This window comes from Enteractinococcus coprophilus (genome assembly GCF_006716305.1).
Lineage (GTDB): Bacteria > Actinomycetota > Actinomycetes > Actinomycetales > Micrococcaceae > Yaniella > Yaniella coprophila.
The window spans coordinates 513,649-531,788 of sequence record NZ_VFOU01000002.1; the positions used below are offsets into that span (position 1 = coordinate 513,649).

The following is an 18,140-nucleotide window of genomic DNA, read 5'->3' on the forward strand; positions in this document are numbered from 1 at the left end:
AGGCCCCTTTGTGTGTCTCATCGACAAGACATGCTGTATTAGCCTCATGTGAGGCGACTGCTGTTAGCCCTCGCAGTCAGTGCAGTACAGCAAGCCGTCTTCTTCAAGGGCCACTTGGGAGCGGTGACGAACCAAGAAGCATGAAGCACAGGTGAATTCGTCTTGCTGGGCAGGCAGAACAGTTACTTGCAGCTCTTCGTCTGAGAGGTCTGCTCCGGGCAGCTCAAACCCTTCTGCCGCTTCGGCCTCGTCTTCGTCTACGACAGCAGACTGCGTGTCAGTGCGGCGTGACTGTAATTCCTCAATGGAGTCCTCGCGAAGTTCTTCATCGTTCTTGCGGGGAGCGTCGTAATCCGTAGCCATGAATCTCGCATTCGGTTAGGTTTTAGCACCAGTTTTTGATGCCTTCGTTCAGATGCTGATCTACGTTCTATCACGAAGGTGGACAGCTGCGAGGCAGATTCACCTTAGGCGGATTCTGTCTCGCGTTTCGTGGTGATCTAACCTTATTGACGGCTAGTTTGCAAATTGGGGCTCCGTGATGTCAAGGGTGTGGCTAAGATGACCGCTGAAATATGCGCCACACCGCGTAAATTCCCTACGTTTTCGCAGGATACATGGCAGAGTTCACACAGAAGCTTTATATGTTCGGAGGCCTTGTAATGGGTTCAACTATCAGGAACGATTCCGCTCGCCGGCTTCGTTTGGTGGGAGTAGCTGATAACGCAGACGAGTTGGTTTTGTCTAATAGTGACGGTGAAGAGTTCTATCTGCCAATCACCGATGCGTTGCGCAATGCTGCCACACGACCAATTGGGCGGCCGTCAGCTGCTGCCGCGGACGAGGCTGCGAAAGAGCTATCGCCCCGCGAGATCCAATCAATGCTGCGTGCTGGTGCCACTGTTGACGAGCTTGCTGAACAACACGAGGTTGATCGTGCCAGCCTTGAAGTGTATGCGACACCGATCATTGCCGAACGTGATTGGATTGCTCGCCAAGCACAAGACATCGAAGTGGCTGCTCCTCAGCTTGGCAATCAGGCCTATGAGGCGGTGTTTGGCGACGAGCCAGCATCGCTTAGTGAAATGGTGAGCCATCGGCTAGAAGTCATGGGTCTTGATCCTGAAACCCTTGAGTGGGACGCATGGCGAGATGCTGATTCCACGCTTTGGACCATCTCAGCAAATTTCTCGGTTCAGGGCCTGGCAGACTCTTCAATTGGCGATCCTCCCCCGGCTTTGTGGAGCTACAAGCTGCAATCCCAGCATCTAGAAAACGCCAATCACTGGGCTCAAGTACTCAGTGAATTCGGACCAGCAGATTCGCCGTTAGCCGCCACCTCTTCGCGTGGCTTTCTGACAACAGTTGGCGATCATCCATTTGATGTAGAGTCTGATGCTTCACCAGGGCACGACCCTTACGCGCCGAACGAGACGCATGAAGAACTGCTCGATGTGTTGCACGCTCGGCGTGGTCAGCGTCTCGGGGTTGATGAAGAATCCGATGACGAGCTTGCTGCGATGATCACCCGAGATGACCAACCCGTAATTCCCCAACGTCCCAAACTCGTGGTCTCGGAAGAGTATGGCGATATCGATCACGAGGTTTCAGCGGTAACTACCGAAGTTGAAGTGGCTTGGTCAGATGACCAAGCAGAGGATCCTGCTCATTGGGATGGACGCGAAGTCGTAGCCGGTGAGTTTGTCCCTGCCGAGGACAGTGTTGAGGAACCCGAAGAGGCTGTTGTGGGGCCGCAACCCCCTCAGGCCGAAATGGACCATAACGCAGAAGTTGAAGCAACCAACGACGACGAGTTGAAGAAAACTGAGCAGCCAAATCGTTCACGCAAGCGTCCTACCGTCCCCAGTTGGGACGAAATCATTTTTGGCACGAGAAAAGACTCCTAGTATTTTCTTGCGTCAGCGCGCTCCCGTTGACTGGTAGGTTAGGGAGTTTGCAGCAGTAGCCACGGCACGCGCACCTCAGCTGAAGTTGGTGCGCCGTGGTGTCCCACCATTGCAAAGCTGTGTGGTGCGGCTCGTCTGCCGTCATATAACGCCACCGGCTCGAAACCAGTTACTAACAAGTCACCGATGCGCTGGCGGACGTTCTGCGATACAGTTCCGAACCACCCAGCATCGATGGCTTGTTGGCGGGTCACAACCCAAGCTTGCTCCCCAAACCGCCGAACCCACGCATTCTGCGTCTTTTCGCGCTGCGCTTCGGTAGCTTTTGGATCAAAATGCAGCTGTACCATGCGTGGCTCGCCTGCTGTGTGCGCGATGTGTTCGATGAGCTCACCGTGTTGGGAAAAGTCGACCCGCCGTTCTTCTTTCACCTCAATCATGCCGTGGTCACCTGTGACTGCAACCAATGTGCTGTTAGGCAATTTCCGGATCATGCGTCGAGCGTGTGAGTCGATGTCTTCTAAAACTTCCAACCAGGTGTTGGAACCAGGTCCGTGTTGGTGGCCTGCTTTATCGAGTTCATTCACATACAGGTAGATCAAGGCGCCAGGCTGTCGTGCTGCTGCTGCCCCGCGAACAAAACGTTCTCCCAACTCATTGGCTCCCACAAACCTGGGGCCCTGTAAGGACGCGCGGGTCAAGGCTGAATCTTCAAAGGCCGATAACGAGATCGTCACGGGACGGATATTGTGAACCCCCGCTTGACGTTGATCGTTGAGCTGTTGAAAAATGGTTGGCGCCGGCTGCCAGACTTCAGGGTCTGTGCGCTCATCCCACCCACCAAGCTGATTGATGACGACCTGCCGGCCTGGATCATAAACGTCATACCCAACCAGTCCGTGTTCGCCCGGCGATAACGCGGTGCCTAACGAGGACAACGCCGCAGCAGTAGTCGAAGGATAAACTGACGACATTTCAGTCTGCACTGATGTCTGGTCTTGCATCACCCGACGAAAAAATGGGGCGTGAGCAGCATATCGCTCCAGTTGCTCACGACCGAGTCCGTCAACCATCAGCAGTATCGCAGACGATGCCTGAGGTAAGTCCAGGTGGTTCCTCGTTGGCGCGCCAAGGGCTGCCGCCAGAGACGGTAGCACGTGAGTAAGGTTGCGCTGCGTGTTGTAGCCGGTCGGTATCGAAACACTCATGAAGCGTTATCAAGGATCGCGTCACGAAGCTTACGGCTAAAGGCTAGCGCTTTGTTAACCGCGTCTTGTCCGTCGGCTTTGCCTGCGATGCGAAGTACCAGGTCTTCGGAGATTCGTGTTCCAAGGTAACCATGGTCGGCTTCGCAGTTAGGATCCTCACACAGGTTGGGTACGAATTCCATGCGCGCACCTCCGGCCCAACTCAACACGAGGGTGACTTCAGACGGTGGATCGCCGGGCTGGAAATTTTGTGGGGCATCATACCCGGTAGTCAGAACGCAGGAGCCAACTTTTGACAATGGGATAATCTCGGTGGCCACCGAAGCCTTGGCGGGTCCTTCTTGCATATCATCTTCAAGGTCATTGAGGTGTAGTGCGGCAAGGACATTGCCCTGGGCGAGCACTAACACCGTGATGTGCCGGTGCAGGTCGTCATAACTAAAATGAGTCTCGACGTGCACGTAATGACTGAGGATCTCGCGGTCACCCAGTTGTTGGCCCATGACATTGGCCACGAGCTGAGGGTAGAAACCAGCACGTTGTATGTCGAGTGCCAAATCAGTTGGCAGTGCAGGATATGGCATCGTAATGTGTTCTCGTCCTTTGCACGATTAGTGATTCAGCAGCGCTCTGCGCGCTGAATCGGTACGTACTGCAGCATTTGCAATATAAATTTCTGCCTTTAATACGGTAGTAGCCTCAGGAGCGGCAAGCAGCGGATTGAACCGCAACCGGGCAACCTGTGGAAGATCATCTTTGAGCTGTGACACACGTGCTAGGAGGTCTTTGATGCCGTTGAGGTCTACCGCTGGGATATCACCATAACCAAATAGCTTAGCCGAAGCGCGGGGAGTTCGGATAAGTTGCTCTAAGTCCTGGTCAGACAGTGGGGGTACCACGTGTACCCAATCATCCAAGAGCTCAACGGCATCACCTGAGATGCCAAAAGAAATCACAGGTCCAACCAGCGGGTCCTCCACAGCAGCAACGATACAGCCCTGTCCGGCCGGTGCCATCGTCTGTACTTCGATTGACGGTGAACCATATGGGGCAAGTACCTCACGCATGGATTCAATATTGGCTCGCAATCCTTCTGGTGTTTCGATATTGAGTCGTACTCCGCCGAGATCTAGTCGGTGACGCAGACTCGTGTTATCCGCTTTGAGGGCTACCGGGTAGCCAAACTCTTCGGCATATTCTAGGGCTTCTTCGATCGTTTGGAAGCGACGAGACGGCAGCACCGTGATTCCGTAGCAGCCCAGCAGTTCGTCGGTTTGGTCCCGCGATAGTTTCACCAGTTCGGTGCCGGTAGCATCTCGAGTCCACTCATTGACTAACTCTTCGGCCGTATACCGATCAATATCGTCGTATTCGACGGCGATACCGCGTTCAGCATCGCGCCAGGCACGGTATTGCACTAGCTCGGCAAGCACATGGACTGCCTGTTCGGCTGAATCAAAGATCGGCAGACCGTATTGTTTCGGTTCGACATGTTCGGCATCACCGCCATCTTCTACCGGTCCTTCACGAAGCTTTCCTTGAGTAATGATGGAGGTGGGTTTGAAGTTTTCTTCCAAGACCGCAGTGAATGAGGCCAAGATGGTCACTTCGGTGTCTCCGGAAACATCGTTGATCGCCTGGGCGAGTTTTGCGGCGTCACCTTGAAGTTGATACATTCCGGATTGCACTAACACGATGATCGCGTCGGTCTGACCGGATGCCACGGCGCTTTCGATCGCTTCGGTCACAGCTTTGATCGCGTCGTCGACGGGACGCTGCGCATCGAGCATGCCAATGTCTTGGACATCAACGATCTCGAGTCCAGCGGTGCGCGCGTTTTCGACCGTGAGGCGGTTCAATGCCGGAGCGTTACCTATCACGGTCAACCGGGGCCCAGAAGGAACCGGCTGACAGGCAAGAACCTGCAGGATATCCATGAGTTCGGCATAATTGTCGGTTTCGATGGCACCAGCTTGACGCAGCATCGACGGCACCGTTCCATGTGGAGCTTCGGTGGTACGTGTCGCGTGTCCCGGTGGGATGCGGCGACCCATGCCGTGGGAGCGCGAGACCACCACCGGTTTTTTGCGTGCCAGACGACGAACGATTCGCGAAAACTTACGCGGGTTACCAAAAGACTCCAAATACACCCCGACCGCGCTGGTATTTGGGTCGTCTTCAAGGTATTGCATCGCGTCATTGCCAGATACGTCGGCACGATTCCCGGCGTTGATCATCGATGAGATGCCAATGTCGCGTTGTGTGGCGGCTGTAAATAACATGGCTCCGATGGGAGCTGATTGGGAAAATAAACCGATCGAGCCGCGCTGTGGCAGTGCAGGTGAGACCGAAGCGTTGAGACTGACCTGAGGATCGGTGTTTATGATGCCGGCGGAGGCCGGACCGATGACACGCATCCCGTGAGAACGTGCAACCCGCACGAGACGGCGCTGTTCGGCCAGTCCCTCTTCCCCATCGAAACCATCGGTGGCAATCAACAGTCCTTTGACACCATGATCGGCACAGTCTTGCACCACTGACCGGATTTGGTCATATGGCACTGCAATAACTGCAAGATCAATCTGTTGTGGCACTTCAGCAAGAGATGTCCGAGAAATCATGCCAGCGATTTCAAAGGCTTCTTTATTGATGCCGTAAACAGGTCCGGTGTAGCCGCCTTCAATGATGTTCTCCAGAAGAGCAAAACCAATAGAACCCCAATGACGCGATGCCCCGATGACCGCAATGGATTCAGGACGTAGTAACTCAGCAACCGATTGCGCCTCGGCACGGTGTTCGCGTGATTCCATGACGGCGCGTACTCTGGCAGTCGGGTCGATGGGAAACTCTACGACAACGACCCCGTCTTCAAAGGACCGTTTGATATCAAAGCCCGCTGCTTGGAAGACTGTCAGCATTTTGCGGTTTTCCGGCAGTACTTCGGCCGTAAATGATCGGATCCCGTTTTCTCGAGCCGCCGCGGCCAGGTGTTCCATCAGAATCGAGCCAAGACCGCGCCCCTGGTGGGCGTCGGCAATATTGAAGGCCACTTCGGCTTCTGGTGCGTCGCCGAGCCGATCATACCGACCGATCCCCATGAGTTCATCACCCAACAAGATCACAAATGCGACGCGGTCTACGTAATCCACGACGGTGAAACGCTCGAGCTCTTTGGCTGACAGCTGGGACTTATACGTAAAGTAGCGAAAGTAGATAGAATCCTGAGATTGGCCCTCATGCATACGTTGTAATGCCGCGGCATCATCTGGGGACACCGGGCGCAATCGGGCTGTCGCGCCATCACGCAGCAGCACATCGGCTTCCCAGTGGGCCGGATACGGGCGTTTGGTTCTCTGTTCAGCCATATAATTATCTTAAGCCACAATCAGGACGTGGTATCCACGTGACGGGAAAGGTCAAATGTCAAAACGTTCAAAAACGAGGTCTTCGGCGAATTCGAGCACCGCAGTAGTGCCGACCGAAGACCAGAACATTATCGACATTGATGTTGCATCCGAAATGGAGCACTCCTTTTTGGAGTACGCCTACTCGGTGATTTACTCTCGGGCCCTTCCTGACGCGCGCGATGGGCTGAAACCTGTCCAACGGCGCATCTTATATATGATGAACCAGATGGGTCTGACCCCGGAGAAAGGCCATGTCAAATCAGCCCGCGTTGTGGGCGAAGTCATGGGTAAACTCCACCCGCATGGTGACTCCGCCATCTATGATGCGATGGTTCGTTTGGCCCAGGATTTCAACCTGCGCTTGCCGCTGGTCGATGGCCACGGCAACTTTGGTTCTGTCGACGACGGCCCAGCAGCGGCACGCTACACCGAAGCACGGATGTCCCAAGCCGCCGTGGCTATGACATCAGATCTTGCTGAAGACACGGTCGATTTCGAACCGAACTATGACAACCAAATGCAACAGCCCACCGTGTTGCCTGCCGCATTTCCGAACCTGCTGGTCAACGGTGCCTCCGGTATTGCGGTGGGGATGGCCACGAACATGGCACCCCATAACTTGGGCGAGGTGATCGCTGCGGCCCGCCACTTGATCGATCACCCAGATGCTGACACCAAAGCTCTCATGAAATTTGTGCCCGGCCCGGATCTGCCCTCCGGCGCTCGGATCGTGGGGCTAGACGGTATCAGAGAAGCTTATGAAACTGGGCGTGGTCGATTCACCATGCGCGCCACCGTCAACGTTGAACAAGTCTCGGCCCGTCGTACCGGTCTCGTCGTAACTGAACTGCCGTATGGTGTCGGACCCGAGCGGGTTATTGATCGACTCAAGACCGCGGTCAATGCCAAAAAGGTCGCCGGTATTGCCGACGTGGTGGATCTAACCGACCGCAACCACGGGCTACAGTTAGTCATCGAGCTCAAAGCTGGTTTCAATCCACAGGCCGTACTCGCCCAGCTGTATAAACACACCCCGTTGGAAGAAAACTTCGGGATCAATAATGTGGCACTGGTTGATGGACAGCCCCAGACCCTGGGACTCAAAGACCTCCTGAGCGTCTATGTCGATCACCGCTTGACCGTAGTACGCCGTCGTACCGCCCACCGCTTAGGGAAACGCCAGGACCGGTTGCACCTGGTGGAAGGTCTGCTCCTCGCCCTGGTAGACATCGATGAGGTCATTGAGATTATCCGGACCTCGGATGATGCGGCAGCAGCCCGCGAACGCCTCATGATGGTCTTTGATCTCACCGAAATTCAGGCCAACCACATCTTGGAGCTGCGCTTGCGCCAGCTGACGAAGTTCTCCCGCCTCGATTTAGAAACTGAACGCGATGAGCTGCTGGCAGCCATTGAAGCTTTGGAAAAGATTCTGGCCTCAGACGCCGTGTTGCGCGAAACGGTCTCGACAGAATTATCCGAAATGGCCGAGCAGTTCGGAGATGCCCGCCGCACGAAACTCGTGAAATCCGAAGAACTTGCCCCGGCGGTGACGGCAACATCTTCCAAAGCAGACCGAGCCGCTGCAGCTTCTGCACTGCTGGTACCCGATGAGCCCTGCTGGGTTGTGCTCTCGGCCTCGGGCCGATTATTGCGCACCACAGACCAGACACCGCTGACGGGACAGGGGCGACGTCGTCGGCATGATGTCTACACCTCGGTGGTCGCCACGTCGGCCCGCGGTGAGGTGGGCGCGCTGACGGATACCGGACGGATGATTCGGATCAACGTGGTCGAAATCCCGGCCCTGCAAAGTGCCACCGCCACTCCGGCGATGACCGACGGGGTCAAGGTGGATGACTTTGTGACGTTACAGCGTGGCGAACAACTTATTGCGATAGTGCCGTTGAACCGGGTGTTAGCGCTGGGGACCCGTAATGGTGTGGTCAAGCGTGTGCGCACCGATGATTGGCCGTTGAACCAGGATGAGTTTGAAGCAATCACGCTCAAAGACGATGACACCGTAATCGGTGTTGGTCCGGCCACTGAGGATGACGACCAGTTGGTCTTTATCACCGAGTCGGGACAGTTATTGCGCTTTGCTGCCGCCCTGGTCCGACCTCAGGGGCGTTCCGGTGGCGGTATTGCAGGGATCAAACTGGTCGATCGCGATCACGTGTTGTCCTTTAGCGTGGCACCGGCTGCTGAATTTGACCAGTCCGTGGTCGTGACCGTGTCAAAGATCGATGACGACGTGTTGGAGGCCTCCCCGACCGCCAAGGTCACCCAGCTGGAAGAATTCGCGCCCAAAGGCCGCAATACCCAGGGTGTGCGTGCACACCGGTTCTTGCGCGGTGAGACTGGTTTAGACCTTGCATGGGCGGGACCCAACCCGTTAGCTTCCACCACCGGTGGGGTGGCCCGTGCCCTACCGCAGGAGTATTCCGAACGCGATGCCTCTGGCATCATGCTGGACTCGGCCATCGGTGTGATCGGGCGCAGCACCTCCCCGGTGCTTGCCGACTAAAGGCTCAACCACGCCTAGAGTTGATCCGACTCCCCTGGCTGACCTAGCGTAGCTGGAGGGAGTCGGCCATCGCGGCGAAGCGTTGATCGTGGGTCACCATGATGACGATCTTATCGGCCAGTGCGGTTTGGAGATCCGTAATCAGCGCTGCGGCCTCATCGGCTCCCAGGTGTGCGGTGGGCTCATCGAGCAGGACGACCTGTGCTTGGGCCAATAGCGCGCGGGCCACAGCCACGCGCTGGCGTTGACCACCCGAGATGAAGTGACCAGAAGGACCCAGGCGGGTATCGAGGCCCTCCGGGGCGGTGGCCAACCAGTCAGTGAGTCCCACCGTGTCCAGCACCTCGTAGAGTTCATCGTCGGTCGGGCGCTGCGATGGATCCCGGGCGAGTGCCAGATTCGAGCGCAGCGTGGAGTCGAATAAGTAGGCTTCCTGAGGACACCATGCCACCAGCTGTAATGCTGCGGCGGGATCGGCCGTGGCGGCGGTGAGCCGGTAGGTGCCACTCACCGGTTGTAAGAAACCCAGCAATACGGCCAACAGCGTCGATTTTCCCGACCCCGACGGTCCGGTGACCGCGACGAAGTCTCCCTTGCCCGCCGTCAGCGATAACCCATCCAGCACCACCGGGGCATCCGGACCATAGCGCACCGTGACATCATCGAGACGCAGCCGGTCGATGCCGTGCTCAGCGGACGCTTCGACCTTGACCCAGTCGGCACCGGGCGTGGTGTGGTCTTGGAGCAGGGGCAGAAGTTTAGCCAGCTGATGATTCAAGGTTCGCGATTCTTGTGCTGCCTGATTGAATAGCCCGAAAGGCTCGGCCAGTGCGAGCAGCAGCATCACGACCAAGGCGGTGTTGGGTGCAGAGATGCCATGACTGATGGCAACCCACATGGTGTGGACCGCAGCCCAAGCCGAGAGCAGCGTGGCCAGGCCTTCGCCGAGCCCGGCGGCAAAACTGCTGCGCTTCAATGGAGCAGACGTGTGTGCATCAACGGCAACAAAACGGTCGGCGGCGCGGGTCGTCATGCCGTTGCCAGCAGTATCGGCGGCGGATGAGAAGAGCCGTGAGACCGCTGAAACCAGCCACGTTCGGTGATCGGCCAGTTGCACGGTGGTTTTTGCATCCACCAGGTGCACCACGATTGGGACCACGAAAAATGCCAGGATGCCGGCAACCAGGGCTGGCCACCACGCTCCCGGGGCCATGTAGGCGACGATGCCGGTGCTGACCAGCCAGGTGATGATGGCCGCTGGAATCGGAACGATGACGCGCGGCACCGCGTCACGTAGTTGGTCCACATCGGAGATCAGTACGGACAAGGCCCCGCCCGAGCGGGTGAGACGGTTCCACTGACCGGCCTGACTGCCCAGGGCGTCCCAGACTCGCAGTCTGATGCGGTTGGCCCAGCTGAGCACAGCATCGTGCACGGCGAGTCGTTCGGCATACCGGAAAACAGCCCGGCCGATACCAAAGAAACGTACTCCCACGATCACCGCCAGCAGATATAAGATGGGCGGCTCATAGGAGGCCTGCACGATGAGCCAACCCGATAGAGCAGACAACAAAGCTCCAGACAGCAGTGCCGCTACGGCCCAACCGATGCCACCGATGAATTTACCATCGTTCAAGGGCAGGAAACGTAACCAATCAGCCAGACGCACCCGGTGTACCGGTTCGTCATTGCCCGCGGCGTGCTCGAAAGTTGCTGAGACAGCCGGGGCCTCATCGTCATCGCCGGTATTCTGCACCGGGACCACGGTGTTGCCCAGGAGCTGATCGGCATCCTGATGGACCATCTCATCGTGCGATGAGACGACCAGGATGATCGGCAGCTTGGAGCCGTCCGGGAGGATACCTGTGGCCAGCCCGCGAAGAACCCCGCGAATCCGGGCTGCGGAGTGCGCGTCAAGGTGAGCCGTCGGTTCATCCAAGACAACCAGCCAGGCGTCTTGTGTCTCGTTCTGGTGGCTAGTTGTCAGAAGGCGGACTAAGACCCGGGCGAAGCCCAGGCGGCGGCGTTCGCCCGGCGAGAGCTCGTCGATACGTCGGGGTTGGTATCCACTCAGACCAGCAAAGTCCAATGCCAGGCTCATCGTGTACTCGGCGTCAGCCCCCTGCTGGGTTGCCTCAGCGACGAGCCACAGTTCGTCTTCAACGGTGTCACTCACAAAGGTTGGGTGCTGACTCAAATATGCGATCCGACGATGCTTGAGCCCGGTGGTCTCACCGCGAAACGCGGCTTCGGTGTCAGTGAGCAGACCGGCCAGTGCTTTGAGCACCGTTGATTTACCGGTGCCTGAGGCACCCCCGAAGACCGTGTACTGGCTCGGGGCCACCCGGAGACTGAAGTCGGAGACCACCGGAGCTAAGGCCTCGACCTCGTAGCGTGGCGCCGCAACTAGCTCGCCGGCGTCATCTGTGGAGGCCTCATCGTGTTTGGCTTGAGCGTATTGCTGCGGTGTCAGATATTCGGGGCCGGTGTATGTTGGGTCCTCGATCCGGCGCAAGGCTTTATACGCAATGGTGACGTCGCGCAATTCGACGGCGTCGTCGTGAAGTGTTTCAGTGTCCAGTAGCTGTGCCATCGTGTTGGGTACAGGCTGGTTGATTTGTGCTTTGGCGCGCTTGAGTGCCTCGACGCCGTCCTCAGAGGCGTGATAGGCGGAGCCGATATCGCGGAATGGCAGATACACTTCGGCGGCCAGGGTTAAGATCATGATGCCTGCATACAGCTCGATCGACCCATTGACGAGGCGCACACCGATGAAGACGGCGATGATAGCCACCGAAAGTGTCGAGATCAGCTCGAGTGCCAGCCCCGACATAAAGGCGGCCTTCAAGGTGTTCATCGTGGTGCGCTGGTAGCTATTGGAGACGTCTGCGAGCGCTTTGCGCTGCATTCCCGCCCGACGTAGTCCCACGAGCACGGGTAGGCCGCGGGCAAGTTCCAGTAGGTGCTGCGACAGTTTGTGTAGGCCCGAGGCGGCCTCATCGACGCGGTGTTCGGTGAATCGGCCGATGAGGATCATGAACATCGGGATTAACGGGATGGTCAGGACCAGCACGACGGCGCTGACCCAGTCGTGTATAAGGATCCAGATGCCTAGGCCCAGGGGGATAATGAGCGCCGAGACGAGGGCCGGGAGGAAGTCGGTGTAGTAGTCATCGAGGTTATCTAAACCCTTGGACGCCAGGATGGTGTCTTCGCCGGCGCGATCGGCGTGAGCGCCGGCGGCGGCTAGACGGTGGCGGACGAGTTGTTCGCGCAGGTGTTCTTTTTCACCCAGCGCGCCCCGAGTGGCCAGGACCTGTTGGCCCCATTGGGCTATGCCGCGTAATAGGGCCCCTCCGAAGCCCAGCGCGAGGGAGAGCACAAAGTGGTTGGAGGTGGTGTATGCCACCAGCGATTCGGTGAGGCCCGGGGCGGTGCGCGGTGAATTGAATAGGAGCTGCAGCAGTTGTGCGGCGTCTGATGCTGGCAGGGACGCCGCCAGGTGGCTGATGCCGCGAGCCAGGGCGACGGCGATGAGGATCCAGCCGGTGAGTTTGACCGTGGCGAGGACGCCGAGCCCGATGAAGGCTCGACGTCCAGTGCGTGAGGTTGGCAGTTCTGGGATCAGACCGGCGTCACCACTGCAGATTCTGGGATGTGTTGTTCGCCGAGGCGTTGGCGGAACATCCAGTAGCTCCAGGCGCTATAGGCTAACACCAGCGGTAAGAAGATCGCGGTGACGACCGCCATGATCGACAGGGTGTAATCCGACGACGATGACGAGCTCACCGTGAGGTTATATGCTGCATCGATTGTGGAGGGCAGCACATTGGGGTACATCGAGGTAAAGATCGCCCCCATCCCCAGCGCGACAAAGATGACCATGCCTGTGAAGGTGAGGCCTTCTTTGCGCTGACGTGATGCAACCCAAGCAACAACTATGCCAGTGGCTGCCAGGACGACCATGCCAACCGATACGACTTTTGGATAGCGTATCGCGACCCCGATGACCCACACGGCGGCAGGCAGTAAGTACAGCGGCAAGAAGCGACGTAGGTGGTAGTTACCGGCTTCGCGGGGTGCACCGAGGGTTTTCAGCGATAAAAAGGCCCAGCCCATGGCTAGGGAGACTCCCACAACTGCCAGTCCACCGACCACAGCCCAACCGCTGAACCATGCAAATGGCCCGCCGACTCGGTCGCCGTATTCATCGAGTGGTAGCCCAGTGGACGTGAGCGCAAGCATGGCGCCGATTGAAAACGCTGCAAAAAACGAGCCACCGGCCATACACCAGTCCCACGCGTTGCGGGCTCGTTGGCTATGAGACTTCCCGCGGTATTCGATGGAGACTGCGCGCAGGATCAGTGCCAGCAGTGCGATGGTCAACGGGATATAGAGCCCGGCGAACATTGAGGCATACCAGTGTGGGAAGGCCGCAAAGGTGGCCCCTGCGGCAGTAATGAGCCACACTTCGTTGCCATCCCACACCGGCCCGATCGTGTTGAGTATGACGCGGCGCTGGGACTCGTTTCTGGCCCAACCTTTGAGCAACATGCCCACCCCAAGGTCGAAACCATCTAGCACCAGATAGCCAATCCATAGCACCGCGATGAGAATGAACCACAACGTTGGAAGAAAATCCATGAGAATGTATTACCTTTCTAAGACGGTCGTGGATCGCATCAGTATGCAAAGGACAACACGTCGGAAGAGGGCTTATCGCGGTCCTCGTCGGCTTGGTCATCAGCCAGTAATTCTGGCATGCCCGCCGGGTGTCCGCCCCGGGTATAGCGTACGAGCAGCACAATCTCCACTACGAGCAACAGCGCGTAGATCAGTGTCAACGCGATCAGGGAGAAGAGAATCTCTTGCCCGCTGACCCCCGGTGAGACCGCGGCCGCGGTGAACTGCCACACTTGGTCGATGCCGTTGAGATCCGGGTTCGGTGCCACCGTGAAGGGTTGACGGCCCATCTCAGTGAAGATCCAGCCGGTGGAGTTGGCCGCAAACGGTGCCAGGATCGATAACCATGCCAGATTCATTAACGTCTTGTCATGCGGGACAGTGCCCTTCCGGCCGATGAATAGGCCAAGGGCTGCTGCTAGGGCCGCAACGCCGCCGAAGGTAATCATCAAACGAAAACCCCAGTAGGTCACCTCCATGATCGGCAGGTAGTCGATTTCGGCTCCGGCGCGTTCGCCATACCGGGGATCATCCGGTAAGTGCGTGCCGTATTGCTCTTCGTACTGGGGAATCAGCGTGTTCACGCCGTCCACCGGAGTGGTGAAGTCATTGTGTGCCAGAAACGACAACAGTCCCGGGATCTCAAACACACCCACGATGTCGTCACAAGTGGTCGCACCGCCACTGTCTCGGCTGGCAACCGACAACACGGAGAATCCGGTGCCATCGTGACAGGCTGCTTCTGCCGAGGCCATTTTCAGCGGTTGTTGCTCGATCATCATCTGGGCTTGGGTGTGGCCGGTAAAGGCTGTTCCTAAAAATGCCACAATGGCAATCCAACCACCCCAGCGGAAGGATGCGCGCCAACCGCGGTAGTCTGCTGCATCCCGGGCTTTGGAACCGGAGGAACCAACGACAACGTAACCGCTATCGTCTACGGTATCGATGCCGTCCGTGCGTCGCTTCCACAGGTGATACCAGGCGATGCCCAGTAGCATTGAACCGGCGACGGCGAGCGCACCGAAGATGGTGTGCGGAAAGTGAATCAACAACGTGGGGTTGGTCATGACGGCCCAGAAGTCGACCATCTCGGCTCGACCATTGACGAATTCGACCCCAACCGGGTGTTGCATAAAAGCGTTCGCCGCAAGGATGAAGTATGCAGAGATGACGGATCCCAGCACGGCCAGCCACAGAACTGCCAGATGGATCCGAGGGTTTACACGCCCCCAACCAAAGACCCAGATACCGATGAACACGGACTCTAGGAAGAAAGCGATGAGTGCTTCCATTGCCAAAGGAGCACCAAAGACGTCACCCACAAACCGGGAATACTCGCTCCAGGCCATACCGAATTGAAATTCTTGGACCAAACCTGTGGCAACACCCATGATGAAGTTGATCATGAAGATCTTGCCCCAAAACTTGGTCATCCGCAGGTAGTGTTCTTTCCCTGTTCGGTGCCAGGCGGTTTGCATTGCTACTAACACAATACCCAGGCCGATGGTCAACGGCACCATCAAAAAGTGGTACACCGTGGTGATCCCGAACTGCCATCGAGCTACCTCAAGAGGATCCATCAGGGTCCCTCCCCCATCAGCAATACTCCACTGATGATCAAAAGTCGGAAGTACGTTTGCGCTGTGTCACAGGTTTTTGACTACTCAGCGCATAGATACCGGCTGCATTTCAGCCTTTCCACGCTCATCATAACCAGACTTCTACGCATTGTAGAAATCATGTTTCTACGTGACGTAGAAATTTAACTGCCAAGCCCGCTACAATGAATCACAAACTCATCAAGGCCGCTTCGCGCGGCCGATATCACTGACACCAAACGCTGTATGGCGATCAATAGAAGGGATCTCATTGGGCGAACTCGAACAAGCGATTATGGATTTGCTGTGGGATGCAGCTGAACCGATGACTGCCAATCAAGTCCGTGACCTGTTAGCCCAGCGTCATGAAACCGACCCGGCGATCACCACCGTGCTCACGGTGCTTGGTCGGCTGCACAAAAAGGGCTTTGTCGTGAAAGACGATGCTCGCCGTCCGCACGAATTCTCGGCCAAGACCTCCCGCGAAGAACACACCGTCCAGCTGTTGAATGACGTTTTAGGCTCGGCCGTTGACAAGCATGCTGTGCTGGCGCGTTTTATCGGTGGCATTGATCCTTCGGATGCGCAAAAAGTCCAGCAGCTGTTAAGCTCACGCGACCAGTAGCTATCAGCTGCCCGGAGGCCCATCCTGACACCGTATGTGCTCGCAATCCTCGCGCTGCTGCTGGCCTGGCCCGTACCGCTGTGGCTACAACAGGCGAAGTGGCCCTCTCGTGCACCCGGTGCTGCGCTTATTCTATGGCAAGCAATCGGCATCAGCGGCGGACTCTCACTGGTCACCGCACCCCTGACCTGGGGGTTGCAGCCCTTTGGGCCCGGGATTCTCAGTGGGGCGTACGAATTGTGGCGCGTCTTCCAGGCCGACGGGATCGAAGGCTTAGCCTACGATCCTCGCTGGCATCCGCTGGGGTTTGCTGCCATCACGTTGGGCTGTATTATTTTTGGACACCTGGCACTTGTGCTGGTATACACCGCCTACCGAACCTTTAGCCAGCGGAAAAAACATCGCGAGTTCGTAGAGTTACTCTCGGCATCCTTGCAGGACCATGACCGTGAATTACTTGATGGTTCACACTCGGCGCAAACGACTCGCGTGTTGCCGGTCGATCACCCCCTGGCGTATTGCCTGCCCGGAGTCAACCAGCCCCTGACAATTGTTTCCCAGGGGTTACTCGATCAATTGTCGACCCGACAACTCAATGCGATCCTCTCCCACGAAGCCGCCCACCTGAACCAGCGGCACGACCTCCTGCGTTTGGCATTCCAGGCCTGGCACAACGCGGCGCCTTGGCTGCCTGTGACCAGTGTCGCCGTAGATGAGGTCACGGAGCTGACTGAAATCCTGGCCGACGATGTTGCCCTGGTAGGCCATCAACGCAACGATCTCACCACCGCGCTGGTACACACGCTCGCTGCAACCGATACACCTGAACCAACGACCACGCCAGCAGACGACACCGCAGCCCACACACTGTCCTCCCGCCGTTTGTTGCGGCTCTTGCATCCCGAGGAAGCATTGAATTCAGGTAGAGTTGGCCTGGTCATAATTCTGGCGATCTTACTGATTACGGTGCCAGCCTTCATCAGTTTGATGTGACCTCACCCCGTGAGTCCACTGCAGGTGAAAACTATGCTCCGAGGTGATGAAGTCTTCTATGAATCGCGCGAGGTTAAAAACCGCGCTAAGCTGAGAAGTTATGACAAGTCAAGAGACTGAAGCTCGAGCGCCGGTTTCGATGCAAGTACACAGGAATGGACAGTCCAACGTGAGTTCTAACGCGGTTTCAATTCACCACAATGCAGCATTACTTTCTGTGGTCGAAGTGACCGCTCCGCTGGAAGTCACCTCGCAGATGCTCGATGAGCGACTCGAGGCCGTCCTCGAGCGTCTTCGCCTTCCACAACGTCTCCTGGAGCGCGTGGCAGGCGTCAAAGTCCGACGGATGTGGGAAGGCCCAGAGGATTATATGCACGGCGCGGCCCAGGCTGGAGTCAAGGCCCTCGCCGAAGCCGGTGTCTCCCCTGACGCCGTTGGCTTGCTGATCAACACTTCCGTTACTCGCTCTCAACTTGAACCTGCTGTATCGGTGCAGATCCATGACGCGATGGGACTTGCACCTTCGGCGACAAATTTCGACATCACCAATGCCTGCTTGGGCTTTGTTAACGGCATGGATCTAGCTGCAACCTTAATTGATGCCGGACAAATTGATTACGCCGTAGTGGTAGCAGGTGAAGACGCCAAAAACGTTCAAGAAGCAACCCTGCAAAATCTCCTCAGTGAGCGAACCACGCGCGATAACTTCATGGAGCAATTTGCTTCTTTAACCCTGGGGTCAGGAGCGGCCGCTGCAGTCTTAGGTCGAGCAGATCTCCACCCTGAAGGCCACAAAATCCTGCGAGGCGTCACCAGGGCAGGAACTCAACACCACGGACTATGCCAAGGCGGCCACGATGGGATGTATACCGATTCCGGTGCCCTATTAGAAAATGGGCTGGAACTGGTCATGGATGCTTGGAATGACACACCCGCAGAGTGGAACTGGCGCGGCATGGATCGTTACATCACCCACCAGGTCTCGCAGATGCACACCGATGCGATCATTGAGTCTGCTGGTATCGATCGCGCAAAAATCCCCACAACCTTCCCGCATCTAGGTAATATCGGTCCAGCCGCGCTGCCCATTACCCTGGCCAGAGAACTGGATTCCCTCAAAGTTGGTGATCGTGTTCTCGCCCTGGGTGTAGGATCCGGTCTCAACGTCGCAATGTTAGAAATAGAGTGGTGA

12 protein-coding genes are annotated in these 18,140 nt (G+C 57.2%); 5 read left to right on the forward strand and 7 right to left on the reverse strand.

Annotated elements, in window-relative coordinates; all coding sequences use genetic code 11:
- Nucleotides 1–63: 63 nt before the first annotated feature.
- A complete protein-coding gene (locus FB556_RS07145; protein ID WP_043057917.1) occupies nucleotides 64–363 on the reverse strand; it encodes a DUF4193 domain-containing protein in 300 nt (99 codons plus the stop codon).
- A 299-nt stretch (nucleotides 364–662) separates the two neighbouring features.
- Here FB556_RS07145 and sepH point away from each other — a divergent pair, with 299 nt between their 5' ends.
- Nucleotides 663–1,907: a septation protein SepH gene (gene sepH, locus FB556_RS07150; protein ID WP_170200401.1), complete on the forward strand. Its 1,245-nt coding sequence runs from the start codon at nucleotides 663–665 to the stop codon at nucleotides 1,905–1,907.
- Between the two features lie 38 nt (nucleotides 1,908–1,945).
- Here sepH and FB556_RS07155 read toward each other — a convergent pair whose 3' ends face one another.
- From FB556_RS07155 to FB556_RS07165, 3 genes are read right to left on the reverse strand one after another with little or no spacing between them, the layout of a single operon-like run.
- Entirely contained in the window at nucleotides 1,946–3,115 is a 1,170-nt protein-coding gene (locus tag FB556_RS07155) for an alkaline phosphatase family protein (protein WP_141866180.1), read from the reverse strand.
- Nucleotides 3,112–3,699, reverse strand: a complete 588-nt coding sequence (locus tag FB556_RS07160) for a DUF5998 family protein (protein WP_141866182.1) — start codon at nucleotides 3,697–3,699, stop codon at nucleotides 3,112–3,114. Before FB556_RS07160 ends, FB556_RS07155 begins: the two co-directional genes overlap by 4 nt.
- A 27-nt stretch (nucleotides 3,700–3,726) precedes the next feature.
- Entirely contained in the window at nucleotides 3,727–6,480 is a 2,754-nt protein-coding gene (locus FB556_RS07165) for a bifunctional acetate--CoA ligase family protein/GNAT family N-acetyltransferase (protein ID WP_141866184.1), read from the reverse strand.
- A 55-nt stretch (nucleotides 6,481–6,535) separates the two neighbouring features.
- On the opposite strand from FB556_RS07165, the gene FB556_RS07170 reads away from it, so the two are divergent.
- Nucleotides 6,536–9,049 carry a DNA gyrase/topoisomerase IV subunit A gene (locus tag FB556_RS07170; RefSeq protein ID WP_141866186.1) on the forward strand — a complete coding sequence of 838 codons (2,514 nt, stop codon included), beginning with the start codon at nucleotides 6,536–6,538 and terminating at the stop codon, nucleotides 9,047–9,049.
- Between the two features lie 43 nt (nucleotides 9,050–9,092).
- Here the strand turns inward: FB556_RS07170 and cydC are convergent, their stop codons facing one another.
- The 3 genes from cydC to FB556_RS07185 form a co-directional block, all read right to left on the reverse strand.
- Nucleotides 9,093–12,590, reverse strand: coding sequence for a thiol reductant ABC exporter subunit CydC (cydC, locus tag FB556_RS07175; RefSeq protein WP_342774661.1), 3,498 nt, complete (start codon nucleotides 12,588–12,590; stop codon nucleotides 9,093–9,095).
- Nucleotides 12,591–12,673: 83 nt separating this feature from the next.
- Entirely contained in the window at nucleotides 12,674–13,693 is a 1,020-nt protein-coding gene (gene cydB / locus FB556_RS07180; RefSeq protein ID WP_141866190.1) for a cytochrome d ubiquinol oxidase subunit II, read from the reverse strand.
- A gap of 38 nt (nucleotides 13,694–13,731) precedes the next feature.
- Complete coding sequence (locus FB556_RS07185) at nucleotides 13,732–15,312, reverse strand: cytochrome ubiquinol oxidase subunit I (protein ID WP_141866191.1); 1,581 nt, start codon at nucleotides 15,310–15,312, stop codon at nucleotides 13,732–13,734.
- A gap of 283 nt (nucleotides 15,313–15,595) precedes the next feature.
- Here FB556_RS07185 and FB556_RS07190 point away from each other — a divergent pair, with 283 nt between their 5' ends.
- The 3 genes from FB556_RS07190 (at nucleotide 15,596) to FB556_RS07200 (ending at nucleotide 18,140) form a co-directional block, all read left to right on the forward strand.
- A complete protein-coding gene (locus tag FB556_RS07190) occupies nucleotides 15,596–15,955 on the forward strand; it encodes a BlaI/MecI/CopY family transcriptional regulator (protein WP_141866193.1) in 360 nt (119 codons plus the stop codon).
- A gap of 36 nt (nucleotides 15,956–15,991) precedes the next feature.
- Entirely contained in the window at nucleotides 15,992–16,948 is a 957-nt protein-coding gene (locus tag FB556_RS07195) for a M56 family metallopeptidase (RefSeq protein ID WP_170200402.1), read from the forward strand.
- 139 nt (nucleotides 16,949–17,087) lie between these two features.
- Nucleotides 17,088–18,140, forward strand: a complete 1,053-nt coding sequence (locus FB556_RS07200) for a 3-oxoacyl-ACP synthase III (RefSeq protein ID WP_141866568.1) — start codon at nucleotides 17,088–17,090, stop codon at nucleotides 18,138–18,140.

Coding starts and splice junctions, on each gene's coding strand:
- cydB (WP_141866190.1), bottom strand. CDS start 13,693: ATGGATTTTCTTCCAACGTTGTGGTTCATTCTCATCGCGGTGCTATGG.
- FB556_RS07155 (WP_141866180.1), bottom strand. CDS start 3,115: ATGAGTGTTTCGATACCGACCGGCTACAACACGCAGCGCAACCTTACT.
- FB556_RS07160 (WP_141866182.1), bottom strand. CDS start 3,699: ATGCCATATCCTGCACTGCCAACTGATTTGGCACTCGACATACAACGT.
- FB556_RS07185 (WP_141866191.1), bottom strand. CDS start 15,312: ATGGATCCTCTTGAGGTAGCTCGATGGCAGTTCGGGATCACCACGGTG.
- sepH (WP_170200401.1), top strand. CDS start 663: ATGGGTTCAACTATCAGGAACGATTCCGCTCGCCGGCTTCGTTTGGTG.
- FB556_RS07165 (WP_141866184.1), bottom strand. CDS start 6,480: ATGGCTGAACAGAGAACCAAACGCCCGTATCCGGCCCACTGGGAAGCC.
- FB556_RS07145 (WP_043057917.1), bottom strand. CDS start 363: ATGGCTACGGATTACGACGCTCCCCGCAAGAACGATGAAGAACTTCGC.
- FB556_RS07200 (WP_141866568.1), top strand. CDS start 17,088: ATGCAAGTACACAGGAATGGACAGTCCAACGTGAGTTCTAACGCGGTT.
- FB556_RS07170 (WP_141866186.1), top strand. CDS start 6,536: ATGTCAAAACGTTCAAAAACGAGGTCTTCGGCGAATTCGAGCACCGCA.